The following is a 13,199-nucleotide window of genomic DNA, read 5'->3' on the forward strand; positions in this document are numbered from 1 at the left end:
AAAGTTTTTTGAGGGGGAGGGAAACGATTTGGACTACCAACAAGTAAATGATTATCTAACATCTATTTTTAATAACGTCCTTGTGATTGAGGAGGTTAGCTTACGAGGTAGTCGATTCAAAGACATCTCCATCAAAGAAATGCACACGATCGATGTGATTGGGAAGTTCCCGGAGGCAACGCCAAGTAAGGTTTCCAAAGAACTGATGGTAACTCTTGGAACAGTGACGACGAGTTTGAATAACCTGGAGAGAAAAGGTTATATTGAGCGTATTCGTTCTGACCAAGACCGTCGAGTGGTCTATCTGCATTTGACAAAGCAAGGTCGTTTGGTTCACCGCCTTCATAAACGATTCCACAAGGCAATGGTCGAAAAAATCATCGATGGCATGAGTCCTGAGGAAATAGAAGTTATGGGTAGAGGATTAATCAATCTTTATCAATTTTTGGAGGATTTGAAATAATGGCTTTTGCAAAGATAAGCCAGGTTGCTCATTATGTTCCAGAGCAAGTGGTCACTAATCATGACTTAGCCCAAATAATGGACACAAGCGATGAGTGGATTTCAAGTCGGACAGGAATTAAACAGAGACATATCTCAAAAACAGAGTCTACAAGTGATTTGGCGACAGAAGTAGCTAAGAGCTTGTTGGCTAAAGGGAGCTTAACAGCGGATCAGATTGATTTTATTATTGTAGCGACGATTACTCCAGACTCGATGATGCCTTCCACAGCAGCTCGAGTTCAGGCAAATATCGGAGCGCATAGAGCTTTCGCCTTTGATCTGACAGCAGCTTGTAGTGGCTTTGTATTCGCTCTCTCAACTGCAGAAAAGTTTTTAAGTTCTGGACAGTTCAAAAAAGGGATTGTTATCGGGGCAGAGACCTTATCCAAGGCAGTTGACTGGTCAGATCGTTCAACAGCTGTTCTCTTTGGGGATGGTGCTGGTGGGGTTCTCTTGGAAGCGAGCGAAACACGTCACTTCCTTGTGGAAAGTCTCTATACAGATGGCTCTCGGAGCGAGTGTTTGACCTATGGTCAAACGGCTTTGGCTTCTCCTTTCTCAGATCAAGAAGCAGTTCCTGCTTTTTTGAAGATGGATGGACGAGCAGTTTTTGATTTTGCAAATCGTGATGTTGCTAGATCGATCAAAGAAACCATTGAAAATGGTCCAATCGCAGCATCGGAATTGGATTATCTCTTGCTTCATCAGGCAAATATCCGCATTTTGGATAAGATGGCTAAGAAGATTGGTGTAGACCGAGACAAACTTCCTGCCAATATGATTGAGTATGGAAATACCAGTGCAGCAAGTATCCCGATTTTACTCTCAGAGTGTGTGGAGAATGGCAAGATTCGTTTAGATGGTAGCCAGACGATTCTCCTATCAGGCTTCGGTGGAGGTTTGACATGGGGCACACTCATTCTTACAATCTAGGTAATCATGTGGTAAACACATAGTTATAAATTTTTTATATTTTAAAGGAGTCCTATCATGGCAGTATTTGAAAAAGTACAAGAAATTATCGTTGAAGAACTTGGGAAAGACGCATCAGAAGTAACACTTGAATCTACTTTTGATGATTTGGATGCAGATTCATTGGACTTGTTCCAAGTAATCTCTGAAATCGAAGATGCTTTCGATATCCAAATCGAAGCAGAAGATAACTTGAAAACAGTTGGTGACTTGGTTGCCTACGTTGAAGAGCAAACAAAATAATTAACATATTACTAGAAGGAGTAGGGGAAACCCACTCCCTCTTGTTTAGGTAATAGTTTGAAACTCAAATGATAAACTCGTCGAACTATTACGTAAGCAAGGAATGATGGAGGCACTATGAAAACACGTATTACAGAATTATTGAACATTGATTATCCTATTTTTCAAGGAGGAATGGCCTGGGTTGCTGATGGTGACTTGGCTGGTGCAGTATCAAAAGCTGGTGGTCTAGGGATTATCGGTGGTGGGAATGCACCTAAAGAGGTCGTAAAGGCTAATATCGATAAAATCAAATCACTTACGGACAAACCTTTTGGTGTCAACATCATGCTCTTGTCACCTTTTGTAGAAGACATCGTTGATCTCGTGATTGAAGAAGGGGTCAAGGTTGTTACAACTGGTGCAGGAAATCCAAGTAAATACATGACTCGTTTCCATGATGCAGGAATTACAGTTATTCCCGTTGTTCCAAGTGTTGCTTTGGCAAAACGCATGGAAAAAATTGGTGCAGATGCGGTTATTGCAGAGGGAATGGAAGCCGGTGGGCATATTGGTAAATTGACGACGATGACCTTGGTTCGCCAAGTTGCTGCAGCTGTTTCAATTCCAGTTATCGCAGCTGGAGGAATTGCGGACGGTGAAGGTGTCGCTGCAGGCTTTATGCTTGGAGCTGAGGCTGTTCAGGTTGGTACGCGTTTCGTAGTAGCTAAGGAATCTAACGCCCATCCAAAATACAAGGAAAAAATCTTAAAAGCGCGTGATATTGATACGACTATTTCAGCTCAACACTTTGGACATGCTGTTCGTGCCATTAAAAACCAATTGACACGTGACTTTGAGCAGGCTGAAAAAGATGCCTTTAAACAAGAAAATCCAGATTTAGAAATCTTTGAACAAATGGGAGCTGGTGCTCTTGCTAAAGCCGTTGTTCATGGAGATGTAGAAGGTGGATCTGTCATGGCAGGTCAGATCGCTGGTTTGGTTTCTAAAGAGGAAACTGTCGAAGAAATCCTAAAAGATCTATACTATGGCGCAGCCAAAAAAATTCAAGAAGAAGCCTCTCGTTGGGCAGGAGTTGTAAGAAATGACTAAAACAGCCTTTCTATTTGCAGGTCAAGGTGCTCAGTATCTAGGAATGGGGCGTGATCTCTATGATCGCTATCCTATCGTCAAGGAAACAATTGACCAAGCCAGTCAGGTTTTGGGTTATGATCTTCGTGACTTGATTGATAAGGAAGAAACCAAGTTAAACCAGACTCGCTATACGCAGCCAGCTATTTTAGCGACTTCGGTTGCTATTTACCGACTATTGAAAGAAAAGGGTTATCAGCCAGATATGGTAGCAGGATTGTCTCTTGGGGAATATTCTGCTCTTGTAGCAAGTGGGGCCTTGGACTTTGAGGATGCAGTTGCCTTGGTTGCTAAGCGCGGTGCTTATATGGAAGAGGCTGCACCTGCAGGCTCTGGGAAGATGGTTGCGGTTCTCAATACTCCAGTTGAAGTGATTGAGGAAGCTTGTGAAACAGCCTCTAAAGTTGGAGTAGTGACTCCAGCTAACTACAACACCCCAAGCCAAATCGTTATCGGTGGCGAGGTGGCTGCGGTTGACCGCGCAGTTGAACTCTTGCAGGAAGCAGGAGCAAAACGATTGATTCCTTTAAATGTATCTGGTCCCTTCCATACAGCACTTTTAGAGCCAGCTAGTCAGCAACTAGCTGAAGCTCTTGAGGGAGTGAGTTTCGCTGATTTCACTTGCCCACTAGTTGGCAATACGGAAGCTGCTGTTATGGAAAAAGGTCGAATCCAAGAGCTTTTGACGCGTCAGGTCAAAGAACCTGTTCGTTTTTATGAAAGTATTGCTGTGATGCAGGATGCTGGGGTAACCAACTTTATTGAAATTGGTCCTGGTAAGGTCCTATCAGGCTTTGTCAAAAAAATCGATAAAACAGCTAAGCTAGCTAACGTTGAAGACCAAGCAAGCTTGGATGCTTTGTTAGAAAACTAATGATCCCTTCTCCCACAAAATACAACAGGAAATAGGAGAGATAGAATGCAACTTACAAACAAAAATGTCTTTGTAACAGGTTCAAGCCGTGGTATCGGACTTGCCATTGCTCACAAATTTGCCCAACTAGGCGCTAATGTAGTTTTGAATAGTCGCGGAGCAATCTCAGAAGAATTGCTGGCTGAGTTTTCAAACTACGGCGTCAAAGTAGTACCGATATCAGGTGATGTTTCAGACTTTGCAGATGCCAAGCGTATGGTAGATCAAGCGATTGCGGAACTCGGTTCTGTCGATGTCTTGGTCAACAATGCTGGGATCACTCAAGATACGCTTATGCTCAAGATGACCGAAGAAGACTTTGAAAAAGTGATTAAAATCAACTTGACAGGTACCTTCAACATGACGCAAGCAGTCTTGAAACAGATGATCAAGGCACGTGAAGGTGCGATTATCAACATGTCGAGTGTGGTCGGTTTGATGGGAAATATCGGACAAGCCAACTATGCAGCTTCTAAAGCAGGCTTGATTGGTTTTACCAAGTCAGTTGCACGTGAAGTTGCCAATCGCAACGTACGCGTAAATGCTCTTGCACCAGGGATGATCGAGTCAGATATGACTGCTGTTTTGTCTGATAAGGTCAAGGAAGCGACATTGGCCCAAATCCCAATGAAACATTTCGGTCAAGCAGAACATATCGCAGATGCTACAGTGTTCCTGGCTGGACAGGATTATTTGACTGGACAAGTTCTCGCTGTTGATGGCGGACTTAGCATGTAAAAAATAAGGAAAGATATAGGTAAGACAGATGAAACTAAATCGAGTTGTAGTAACAGGTTACGGATTGACCTCTCCTATCGGAAATACTCCAGAAGAATTTTGGAACAGTTTGCAAACTGGGAAGATTGGAATTGGAGAAATCACTAAGTTTGACCACAGCGAATTTGCTGTGCACAATGCGGCAGAAGTTCAAGATTTCCCATTTGATAAATACTTTGTCAAAAAAGATACCAACCGTTTTGACAACTATTCTTTGTATGCCTTGTATGCGGCTCAAGAAGCGGTGACAAATGCAAATCTTGATGTAGAAGCAATCGATAAGGATCGCTTTGGTGTCATCGTGGCTTCTGGTATTGGGGGAATTAAAGAAATCGAAGATCAGGTTATCCGTCTTCATGAAAAAGGTCCAAAACGCGTTAAACCAATGACACTTCCAAAAGCCTTGCCAAATATGGCTTCAGGAAATGTTGCCATGCGCTTCGGAGCAAACGGTATCTGTAAATCAATCAATACAGCATGCGCCTCATCAAATGATGCCATCGGAGATGCCTTCCGTTCTATCAAGTTTGGTTTCCAAGATGTCATGTTAGTTGGTGGATCAGAATCATCTATCACTCCTTTTGCTATCGCTGGTTTCCAAGCTTTGACCGCCCTATCAACTACAGAAGATCCAACTCGAGCTTCTATCCCATTTGACAAAGATCGTAACGGATTTGTGATGGGAGAAGGTTCAGGAATGTTGGTTCTTGAAAGCCTTGAACATGCTGAAAAACGTGGGGCGACCATCTTGGCTGAAGTAGTTGGCTATGGTAATACCTGTGATGCTTACCATATGACTTCACCTCATCCAGAAGGTCAAGGTGCGATTAAGGCTATGAAGTTGGCTTTGGAAGAAGCAGAAATTTCTCCAGAGCAAGTGGCTTATGTCAATGCCCACGGAACTTCAACTCCTGCTAATGAAAAAGGAGAAAGTGGTGCGATCGTAGCTGTCCTTGGTAAAGAAGTACCTGTATCTTCAACCAAGTCCTTTACAGGACACTTGCTTGGTGCTGCAGGGGCAGTGGAAGCCATCGCTACTATTGAAGCCATGCGTCATAACTATGTACCAATGACAGCTGGAACAAGTGAGTTATCAGACTATATCGAAGCGAATGTCGTTTATGGACAAGGCTTGGAGCAAGAAATCCCTTATGCTATTTCAAACACTTTTGGTTTTGGTGGACACAATGCGGTTCTTGCTTTCAAACGTTGGGAGAATAAATAATTATGAATTTAAATGAAATCAAGGACTTGATGGCTCAATTTGACCAATCAAGTTTGAGAGAATTTTCTTATAAAAACGGAACGGACGAATTGCAGTTTAGTAAGAATGAAGCAAGAATGGCTTCTGAAGCACCAGCTCAAGTTGCTCCAGTGCCAGCTGCAGTAGCTGCAAGTCCAGTAGTTTCTGCCCCTTCAACTCCAGTAGAGAGTGCAGTGGAAGAATCTCCAGCACTGGCTGAAACGACTGTTGCTCCAGAGGGTGATGTTGTTGAAAGCCCACTTGTAGGGGTGGCTTACTTGGCTGCTGGACCAGATAAACCTGCCTTTGTCACAGTTGGAGACAGTGTTAAAAAAGGTCAGACTTTGGTGATCATCGAAGCCATGAAAGTCATGAATGAAATCCCTGCACCTAAAGATGGTGTGGTGACAGAAATTCTCGTTTCAAATGAAGAAATGGTTGAGTTCGGTAAAGGATTGGTACGTATCAAATGATCGATATTCAAGGAATCAAAGAAGCTCTACCCCATCGCTACCCCATGCTCCTAGTGGATCGTGTCTTGGAAGTGAGCGAGGATACCATTGTTGCCATTAAAAATGTGACCATCAACGAACCTTTCTTTAATGGTCATTTTCCTCAATACCCAGTCATGCCAGGTGTTCTTATCATGGAGGCCTTGGCTCAGACTGCTGGTGTCTTGGAATTGTCCAAACCTGAAAATAAAGGGAAACTGGTCTTCTATGCTGGCATGGACAAGGTTAAGTTCAAGAAGCAAGTTGTACCAGGTGATCAATTAGTCATGACGGCTACTTTTGTCAAACGTCGTGGTACGATTGCCGTGGTTGAAGCAAAGGCTGAAGTAGATGGTAAGCTTGCAGCGAGTGGTACTCTTACCTTTGCAATTGGAAACTAAGGAGGTTCTCCATGTTTCGTAAAATTTTGATTGCCAACCGTGGTGAGATTGCGGTTCGCATTATTCGAGCTGCGCGTGAATTGGGCATTGCAACTGTAGCAGTTTATTCAACTGCTGATAAAGAAGCTCTTCACACACTCCTAGCAGATGAAGCTATCTGTATCGGACCTGGTAAGGCGACTGAGTCTTATCTCAATATCAACGCTATTTTATCTGCTGCAGTCTTGACTGAAGCAGAAGCCATCCACCCAGGTTTTGGTTTTCTTAGCGAAAACTCCAAGTTTGCCACGATGTGTGATGAAGTGGGGATTAAGTTCATCGGTCCTTCTGGGGCAGTAATGGATACCATGGGAGATAAGATCAATGCGCGTGAGCAAATGATCAAGGCTGGAGTTCCAGTTATCCCAGGATCTGATGGTGAAGTTCACACGGCTGAAGAGGCGCTTGCAGTTGCAGAAAAAATTGGCTATCCAGTCATGCTTAAGGCATCGGCAGGTGGTGGTGGAAAAGGGATTCGTAAGGTTGAAAAGGCAGAAGACTTGGTCGCAGCCTTTGAAACAGCATCCAGTGAAGCCAAGGCCAATTTTGGAAATGGCGCTATGTATCTTGAGCGTGTGATTTATCCAGCTCGTCATATCGAAGTTCAGATTCTTGCGGACCAAGAGGGTCATGTTGTCCATCTTGGTGAACGGGACTGTTCACTCCAACGGAATAACCAAAAGGTCTTAGAAGAAAGCCCATCCATTGCAATTGGCAAAACCCTTCGTCATGAAATTGGTGCTGCAGCCGTTCGTGCAGCAGAGTCTGTTGGCTATGAAAATGCAGGGACGATTGAATTTCTTCTCGATGAAGCGAGTGGCAATTTCTACTTCATGGAAATGAATACTCGTGTGCAAGTTGAACACCCAGTCACAGAGTTTGTTTCAGGTGTTGATATCGTGAAAGAGCAGATTCGCATTGCTGCCGGTCAACCTTTACCTTTCAAACAAGAAGATATCGTCCTACGAGGTCATGCTATCGAGTGCCGGATCAATGCGGAAAATCCAGCATTTAACTTTGCTCCAAGCCCAGGTAAAATTACCAACCTCTACCTTCCAAGTGGAGGAGTTGGATTGCGTGTAGACTCTGCAGTCTATCCAGGTTATACCATTCCTCCTTACTATGATAGTATGATTGCCAAAATCATTGTTCATGGGGAGAATCGTTTTGATGCCTTAATGAAGATGCAACGGGCACTTTATGAACTTGATATTGAAGGAGTGCAAACCAATGCAGACTTCCAGTTGGATCTGATTTCAGACCGCCGAGTTATCGCTGGTGACTACGATACTTCCTTCTTGATGGAAACTTTCTTGCCAAAATACCAAGAAAAAGAATAGACTTTCAAATAGTATGAGAACTAAAAGGGGGAGTTATGGCTCTATTTAGTAAAAAGGATAAGTATATTCGGATCAATCCTAACCGTTCCGTAAGGCAGAAACCACAAGCCAAGCCTGAGGTTCCGGATGAACTCTTCTCCCAGTGTCCTGGTTGTAAACACACCATTTACCAAAAGGATCTTGGGAGCGAACGAATTTGTCCCCATTGTAGCTATACTTTCCGTATTTCAGCTCAGGAACGCTTGGATTTGACGATTGATTCTGACACCTTTGTGGAGATGTTTACGGGTATTGAAACTCAAGATCCATTAAACTTTCCTGGCTACCAGAAAAAACTAGCTAGTATGCGTGAAAAGACAGGTTTGGATGAAGCAGTACTGACTGGTACAGCTAGCATCAAGGGACAAAAAGTTGCCCTTGGGATCATGGATTCAAACTTTATCATGGCTTCTATGGGAACCGTTGTGGGTGAAAAAATCACGCGCTTGTTTGAGTATGCAACGGTAGAAAACTTGCCAGTCGTTCTCTTCACAGCTTCTGGTGGAGCCCGTATGCAAGAAGGAATCATGAGCTTGATGCAGATGGCTAAGATTTCTGCGGCAGTTCAACGTCATTCCAAGGCAGGACTTTTTTACCTAACTATTTTAACCGATCCGACAACAGGTGGGGTGACCGCTTCTTTTGCTATGGAAGGGGATATTATCCTAGCGGAGCCACAGAGTTTGGTTGGTTTTGCTGGGCGTCGTGTAATCGAAAATACAGTTCGTGAGACCTTGCCGGATGACTTCCAAAAGGCAGAATTTCTGCTTGAGCATGGATTTGTTGATGCAATTGTCAAACGGAGAGAATTGCCTGAAACAATTGCTAAATTAGTAAGATTGCATGGAGGAAGTCGCGGATGAATATTGCAAAAATAGTCAGAGAGGCACGCGAGCAGAGTCGCTTGACTGCACTTGATTTTGCCAATGGAATCTTTGACGAGTTTATCGAATTGCATGGAGATCGCTCTTTCCGCGATGATGGTGCGGTCATCGGTGGAATTGGTTGGTTAGGTGAACAGGCAGTAACTGTCGTTGGTATCCAAAAGGGGAAGAGTCTTCATGACAACCTCAAACGAAATTTCGGCCAACCTCATCCAGAAGGCTATCGTAAGGCTCTTCGCCTGATGAAACAGGCAGAAAAGTTTGGACGTCCAGTTGTGACCTTTATCAATACGGCGGGTGCTTACCCAGGTGTTGGAGCCGAGGAACGTGGACAAGGGGAAGCAATTGCCCGAAACCTGATGGAAATGAGTGATCTCAAGGTTCCAATCATCGCGATTATTATCGGTGAAGGTGGATCTGGTGGGGCCCTAGCTCTAGCCGTAGCTAATCGTGTCTGGATGTTAGAAAACTCAATCTACGCCGTACTTAGCCCTGAAGGCTTTGCCTCCATCCTTTGGAAGGATGGAAGTCGTGCTATGGAAGCAGCGGAGTTGATGAAAATTACTTCACACGAACTTCTAGAAATGGGAATCGTAGACAAGGTAATCTCAGAAGCAGGGCTGTCAAGTAAAGAACTGCTAGGTTGCGTTAAAAATGAATTGTGTGCAGAACTAGATAGGTTGAAAGAACTACCACTCGACCAACTTATCGAAGAACGTTACCAACGCTTTAGAAAATACTAAGAAAATTTAAAAGCTAGAACTGTGTGTTCTAGCTATTTTGATAATTGACCATAGATAAATAAGAAAAACAATCAATAGTCTATCCTCTATAGAGCCCTAATAGAGAGTTTACCATTAGGAGAGAAAGAATGAAAAAGACAATACATTTAGGAATCTGTATGATTTTAATGTTCCTGTACATTTATTTAACGCCATTAGGAGCTATAACTCTAGCTAGGACCTTCGGTTTAGGAATGGACAGCTATATAATCTTCCTAGTTGGAGAAGTGTTGCTTATTTTCTTTTTATTCGTTTTGTGGTTGAAAAAGAAGAAGATGCTCTTTATCTTCGAGAAAAAGGGTTGGCGCTGGTCCTATCTCGCTTTCTTGGTAGCTTGTTTCCTTATCTATTCTTTTTTAAATGGATTTAGAATGCAGAATATTCGATTGATTGACCATAGTTTTATTTTCCAAGACCTTCTTTCAGAACTTTACTTAAACGGAAAAGAAACGACTCTATCAAGTCTTATATATTTAATCTTTAATGTTTCGATTGTACCTGTTGTTGAGGAGACAATCTATAGAGGTTATTTTATGAATACCTTCTTTCCGAAGTCGGAGTTTTATTTGGATGTGATCTTGTCTTCTTTCATCTTTGGGCTCAGTCACTTGGTTCTATCCCATCGTGACCCCATCAGTCTCATCATTTATAGTATTCTTGGTCTTCTGTTTGCAGTTACTTATCGAGTTACGGGTAGTCTTCGATTTACTATTGTTTGTCATAGTTTCTATAATGCGATTCCCTATGCTCCGTCGCTCTTATTTTATATCTATTATTTGATTTTTAGATAGTGGAGACAAAGAAAAAAGTGTTTGATATTTGTCGAACACTTTTTCTAATTTGATGGGAAGATAGAGAAATCTCTTTTATCAATTTCTTATTTCTCAATGAGTAGAGCTACCATTTAGGATGAAAAATTGACAGTTGAGGAGATGGACTATAAAATAGATAAAAAAGATATATACTGTAGATGTAAGCTGACAAAAATTTATTTTAAGGAGCTACTTGATAGGACAGGTACAGAAACATTTACAGTTCTTTCATCTGAGGACATAGAGCAAGTTTCAGGTGGTGGTATGATTTGGTTAGTTGACGATAGACATTGGGATTCGCCATATGCATATAGTTTAGCGACAGAATGGAGTACAATACGTAATAGAATGACTGGTTATGGTAACGGAATTATACCTTAATAGTCTAATAATTTAAAGGGGTAAGTATGAAAAAACTAGGGCATTTGGGAGTCTATACATCACTGGTATTTCTATCGATTTACCTACCAGAGTTAGGGATTATGCATCTAACTAAGTTTTTAGGATGGGGGATAGATGCCTATTCTATCTTTTTAACAGTTGAAGTAATGGCTCTTTTGCTATTATTTATCTACTGGCTCAAAAAGAAAGAGATGCTCTATATTTTTGAAAAAAAGGGTTCAAAGAAGTCAAGATTCTTTTACCTTGTAGTTGCTCTAGTGGCTACTTATTTTGATCGTCAATTGGTGGATGCTTTTCAGTTACAGTTTCATCACCTAATTGATAACAAGTATATCTTTCAAGACCTTCTTTCGATTCTATACTCCAATGGGCAACCAACTTTTCTATCAACTGTTCTCAGTTTTAGTTTAACAGTAATCGTCGGACCTATATTAGAGGAACTGATTCATAGAGGGTACTTTATGAATACCTTCTTTCCCCAGTCCAAGTACTATCTGGATGTTATCCTATCTGCTCTTATCTTTGGACTTAGTCATTTGATCCTAACTCACCGAGATCCTATCAGTTTGATTATTTATAGTTTTGTTGGCCTTTTCTTTGCTCTAGTATATCGGTGGACAAAGAACCTAAAAATCACCATCTTGTGCCATAGTTTTTTCAATTTTCTCATTTATGCAAAACCTATCTGGATTTTTGTTTACAATTATATCTATTATCATTTTTTTAGATAGTGGGAGGCAAAGGAAAAAGTGTTTGATAGCTGTCAAACACTTTTTCTATTTACTGTTCTTCTGTTACAAACTGGCTGAGCAGTCCGTTGATAAAACGGGCAGATTTTTGATCTGAGAAATCCTTTGCAAGCTCGATAGCTTCGTTAACAGCAACCAACTGTGGGGTGTCAAATGAAGTGATTTCAAAGACTCCCAAGCGAAGGAGGTTTCTCTCCACGAGTGTTAAACGCTCGATGGTCCAACCTGCTTTTAAATGCTGTGTGATTTGCTTGTCTAGTTCTTCCTTTTTAGCCTGAACACCAGAAACTAGCTCTGTCAAAAAGGCTGGAAGTTGCACATCCGTATCTTCACGATCATGAGTATAGGCGAAACGACAAGCAGTTTCGACGTCCGTACCGAATTCAAGGCTCATGAGAGCTTGAAAAGCGCATTTACGGAGTTGGCGTCTAGATTCTAATAGTGGACTAGTCATTGAGGAAGTCCTCGTCAAATAGATCTTTCAATTCTGGTTTTGGTGTTTTATCTGGAACGATACCTGCAACGTGAATATTGATAGCAGCGAGTTCTACATCAGCCATATTACGAACGGCATCTTTAACAGCTTTCTGGATAGCAACCGCTACCTTAGGAACTTTTACTCCGTACTCTAGGTAGAGGTAGATATCAGCTGTGAGTTCTTCGTCCACGTTTTTTAGATAAACACCACGGCCAAGAGAAAGTTTTGAAAGGGTGTCAGATACTGATTTGTTTGAAAAAGAGTGAACACCCTCTACTTTTGCAGTGGCAATAGCAATGATTTTTTCAAGTACACGTGGGGCGATAACGATTTCGCCAAGTTGTTCTTCAATTCCCATAGAATGACCTCTTTCTAGAGATTAGGCACGAGAAACGTAAGTTCCTTCTGCAGTGTTGATAACGAGTTTTTGTCCTGCTTCGATGAAGTCTGGAACGTTTACGACAAGTCCAGTTTCCATCGTTGCTGGTTTACCAGAACCTGTAACAGTAGCACCTTTGATAGATGGTTGAGTTTCTGCAACTGTCAATTCGACAGTAGTAGGAACGGTAACACCAATCACTTCAGTTCCGTAGAATTGAATCTTCACATCAGAGTTTTCAAGGATGTAAAGCAATTCGTTTTCAACATTGACTACAGGAATTTCGTATTGGTCGTAAGTTTCTGTATTCATGAAGTAGGCTGTGTCATCCATTTTGTACAAGTATTGAGCTGGGACAGTCTCGATGATGGCTTGTTCAAATTTTTCCTCTGGACGGTAGCTTGTGTCAAATGTAGAACCAGTACGGACATCACGCAATTTCATACGCATGATTGTGTTTCCTTTACCTGGTTTGTGGTGGCTAGCTTCCAAAACGCGGATCAATTTTCCGTCAGCTGTTTCAAAGGTCATACCAGCCTTTAATTTACTTGCTTCAATCATGTTTTTACCTCTTTAATAAAATAATTTACTCTTTATTGTACCATAAAAGACAACATTAC

General features: G+C 41.9%; 18 protein-coding genes. 15 read left to right on the forward strand and 3 right to left on the reverse strand.

The features are described 5' to 3' along the window. The first annotated feature begins 28 nt into the window (after nucleotides 1-28). The 15 genes from O3622_RS08330 to O3622_RS08400 all read left to right on the forward strand — a co-directional run bounded on the left by O3622_RS08330 (nucleotide 29) and on the right by O3622_RS08400 (nucleotide 11,704). Complete coding sequence (locus O3622_RS08330; RefSeq protein ID WP_371607328.1) at nucleotides 29-463, forward strand: MarR family winged helix-turn-helix transcriptional regulator; 435 nt, start codon at nucleotides 29-31, stop codon at nucleotides 461-463. Then, nucleotides 463-1,437, forward strand: coding sequence for a beta-ketoacyl-ACP synthase III (locus tag O3622_RS08335; RefSeq protein WP_371607329.1), 975 nt, complete (start codon nucleotides 463-465; stop codon nucleotides 1,435-1,437). Before O3622_RS08330 ends, O3622_RS08335 begins: the two co-directional genes overlap by 1 nt. A gap of 57 nt (nucleotides 1,438-1,494) precedes the next feature. After that, on the forward strand, nucleotides 1,495-1,719 hold the full coding sequence (locus tag O3622_RS08340) for an acyl carrier protein (RefSeq protein ID WP_000257840.1): 225 nt from the start codon (nucleotides 1,495-1,497) through the stop codon (nucleotides 1,717-1,719). A gap of 117 nt (nucleotides 1,720-1,836) precedes the next feature. Further along, nucleotides 1,837-2,811 carry an enoyl-[acyl-carrier-protein] reductase FabK gene (gene fabK, locus O3622_RS08345; protein WP_000857452.1) on the forward strand — a complete coding sequence of 325 codons (975 nt, stop codon included), beginning with the start codon at nucleotides 1,837-1,839 and terminating at the stop codon, nucleotides 2,809-2,811. Further along, a complete protein-coding gene (fabD, locus tag O3622_RS08350) occupies nucleotides 2,804-3,724 on the forward strand; it encodes an ACP S-malonyltransferase (RefSeq protein ID WP_000167649.1) in 921 nt (306 codons plus the stop codon). The genes fabK and fabD overlap by 8 nt, the downstream gene beginning before the upstream one ends. Nucleotides 3,725-3,769: 45 nt before the next feature. Further along, nucleotides 3,770-4,501: a 3-oxoacyl-[acyl-carrier-protein] reductase gene (gene fabG, locus O3622_RS08355; protein ID WP_001177614.1), complete on the forward strand. Its 732-nt coding sequence runs from the start codon at nucleotides 3,770-3,772 to the stop codon at nucleotides 4,499-4,501. A gap of 28 nt (nucleotides 4,502-4,529) precedes the next feature. Beyond that, on the forward strand, nucleotides 4,530-5,765 hold the full coding sequence (gene fabF, locus O3622_RS08360) for a beta-ketoacyl-ACP synthase II (RefSeq protein WP_000774052.1): 1,236 nt from the start codon (nucleotides 4,530-4,532) through the stop codon (nucleotides 5,763-5,765). Between the two features lie 2 nt (nucleotides 5,766-5,767). Then, nucleotides 5,768-6,256, forward strand: a complete 489-nt coding sequence (accB, locus tag O3622_RS08365; RefSeq protein WP_001052298.1) for an acetyl-CoA carboxylase biotin carboxyl carrier protein — start codon at nucleotides 5,768-5,770, stop codon at nucleotides 6,254-6,256. Then, nucleotides 6,253-6,675, forward strand: coding sequence for a 3-hydroxyacyl-ACP dehydratase FabZ (fabZ, locus tag O3622_RS08370; RefSeq protein WP_000565515.1), 423 nt, complete (start codon nucleotides 6,253-6,255; stop codon nucleotides 6,673-6,675). The genes accB and fabZ overlap by 4 nt, the downstream gene beginning before the upstream one ends. 11 nt (nucleotides 6,676-6,686) lie before the next feature. Beyond that, entirely contained in the window at nucleotides 6,687-8,054 is a 1,368-nt protein-coding gene (gene accC / locus O3622_RS08375) for an acetyl-CoA carboxylase biotin carboxylase subunit (RefSeq protein ID WP_000488663.1), read from the forward strand. Between the two features lie 35 nt (nucleotides 8,055-8,089). Continuing rightward, the gene (gene accD / locus O3622_RS08380; RefSeq protein ID WP_001173376.1) at nucleotides 8,090-8,956 is read left to right on the forward strand and encodes an acetyl-CoA carboxylase, carboxyltransferase subunit beta; all 867 of its coding nucleotides are present in this window, start codon (nucleotides 8,090-8,092) and stop codon (nucleotides 8,954-8,956) included. After that, entirely contained in the window at nucleotides 8,953-9,720 is a 768-nt protein-coding gene (locus O3622_RS08385; protein WP_371607330.1) for an acetyl-CoA carboxylase carboxyl transferase subunit alpha, read from the forward strand. Before accD ends, O3622_RS08385 begins: the two co-directional genes overlap by 4 nt. A 128-nt stretch (nucleotides 9,721-9,848) precedes the next feature. Then, the gene (locus O3622_RS08390) at nucleotides 9,849-10,550 is read left to right on the forward strand and encodes a lysostaphin resistance A-like protein (RefSeq protein WP_371607331.1); all 702 of its coding nucleotides are present in this window, start codon (nucleotides 9,849-9,851) and stop codon (nucleotides 10,548-10,550) included. Between the two features lie 126 nt (nucleotides 10,551-10,676). Next, the gene (locus O3622_RS08395) at nucleotides 10,677-10,952 is read left to right on the forward strand and encodes a hypothetical protein (protein ID WP_371607332.1); all 276 of its coding nucleotides are present in this window, start codon (nucleotides 10,677-10,679) and stop codon (nucleotides 10,950-10,952) included. A 26-nt stretch (nucleotides 10,953-10,978) separates the two neighbouring features. Then, nucleotides 10,979-11,704 (forward strand): lysostaphin resistance A-like protein, encoded by a 726-nt coding sequence (locus tag O3622_RS08400; RefSeq protein ID WP_371607333.1) that lies wholly within the window; start codon nucleotides 10,979-10,981, stop codon nucleotides 11,702-11,704. Nucleotides 11,705-11,753: 49 nt separating this feature from the next. Here O3622_RS08400 and nusB read toward each other — a convergent pair whose 3' ends face one another. Genes nusB through efp form a run of 3 tightly spaced genes read right to left on the reverse strand, consistent with a single transcriptional unit; the run spans nucleotide 11,754 to nucleotide 13,140 of the window. Further along, nucleotides 11,754-12,176 carry a transcription antitermination factor NusB gene (nusB, locus tag O3622_RS08405; protein WP_000203659.1) on the reverse strand — a complete coding sequence of 141 codons (423 nt, stop codon included), beginning with the start codon at nucleotides 12,174-12,176 and terminating at the stop codon, nucleotides 11,754-11,756. Next, on the reverse strand, nucleotides 12,169-12,558 hold the full coding sequence (locus O3622_RS08410; protein ID WP_000510584.1) for an Asp23/Gls24 family envelope stress response protein: 390 nt from the start codon (nucleotides 12,556-12,558) through the stop codon (nucleotides 12,169-12,171). The genes nusB and O3622_RS08410 overlap by 8 nt, the downstream gene beginning before the upstream one ends. 21 nt (nucleotides 12,559-12,579) lie before the next feature. Further along, nucleotides 12,580-13,140, reverse strand: a complete 561-nt coding sequence (gene efp, locus O3622_RS08415) for an elongation factor P (protein ID WP_000568640.1) — start codon at nucleotides 13,138-13,140, stop codon at nucleotides 12,580-12,582. Nucleotides 13,141-13,199 lie beyond the last annotated feature (59 nt).

The sequence above is a fragment of the Streptococcus sp. 27098_8_51 genome (assembly GCF_041432205.1).
In the GTDB taxonomy this organism is placed as follows: Bacteria; Bacillota; Bacilli; order Lactobacillales; family Streptococcaceae; genus Streptococcus.

Excerpts from the sequence above, each read along its gene's own strand:
- O3622_RS08335 (WP_371607329.1), top strand. The coding sequence starts at position 463 with ATGGCTTTTGCAAAGATAAGCCAGGTTGCTCATTATGTTCCAGAGCAA.
- O3622_RS08340 (WP_000257840.1), top strand. The coding sequence starts at position 1,495 with ATGGCAGTATTTGAAAAAGTACAAGAAATTATCGTTGAAGAACTTGGG.
- fabK (WP_000857452.1), top strand. The coding sequence starts at position 1,837 with ATGAAAACACGTATTACAGAATTATTGAACATTGATTATCCTATTTTT.
- fabD (WP_000167649.1), top strand. The coding sequence starts at position 2,804 with ATGACTAAAACAGCCTTTCTATTTGCAGGTCAAGGTGCTCAGTATCTA.
- fabG (WP_001177614.1), top strand. The coding sequence starts at position 3,770 with ATGCAACTTACAAACAAAAATGTCTTTGTAACAGGTTCAAGCCGTGGT.
- fabF (WP_000774052.1), top strand. The coding sequence starts at position 4,530 with ATGAAACTAAATCGAGTTGTAGTAACAGGTTACGGATTGACCTCTCCT.
- accB (WP_001052298.1), top strand. The coding sequence starts at position 5,768 with ATGAATTTAAATGAAATCAAGGACTTGATGGCTCAATTTGACCAATCA.
- fabZ (WP_000565515.1), top strand. The coding sequence starts at position 6,253 with ATGATCGATATTCAAGGAATCAAAGAAGCTCTACCCCATCGCTACCCC.
- accC (WP_000488663.1), top strand. The coding sequence starts at position 6,687 with ATGTTTCGTAAAATTTTGATTGCCAACCGTGGTGAGATTGCGGTTCGC.
- accD (WP_001173376.1), top strand. The coding sequence starts at position 8,090 with ATGGCTCTATTTAGTAAAAAGGATAAGTATATTCGGATCAATCCTAAC.
- O3622_RS08385 (WP_371607330.1), top strand. The coding sequence starts at position 8,953 with ATGAATATTGCAAAAATAGTCAGAGAGGCACGCGAGCAGAGTCGCTTG.
- O3622_RS08390 (WP_371607331.1), top strand. The coding sequence starts at position 9,849 with ATGAAAAAGACAATACATTTAGGAATCTGTATGATTTTAATGTTCCTG.
- O3622_RS08400 (WP_371607333.1), top strand. The coding sequence starts at position 10,979 with ATGAAAAAACTAGGGCATTTGGGAGTCTATACATCACTGGTATTTCTA.
- nusB (WP_000203659.1), bottom strand. The coding sequence starts at position 12,176 with ATGACTAGTCCACTATTAGAATCTAGACGCCAACTCCGTAAATGCGCT.
- O3622_RS08410 (WP_000510584.1), bottom strand. The coding sequence starts at position 12,558 with ATGGGAATTGAAGAACAACTTGGCGAAATCGTTATCGCCCCACGTGTA.
- efp (WP_000568640.1), bottom strand. The coding sequence starts at position 13,140 with ATGATTGAAGCAAGTAAATTAAAGGCTGGTATGACCTTTGAAACAGCT.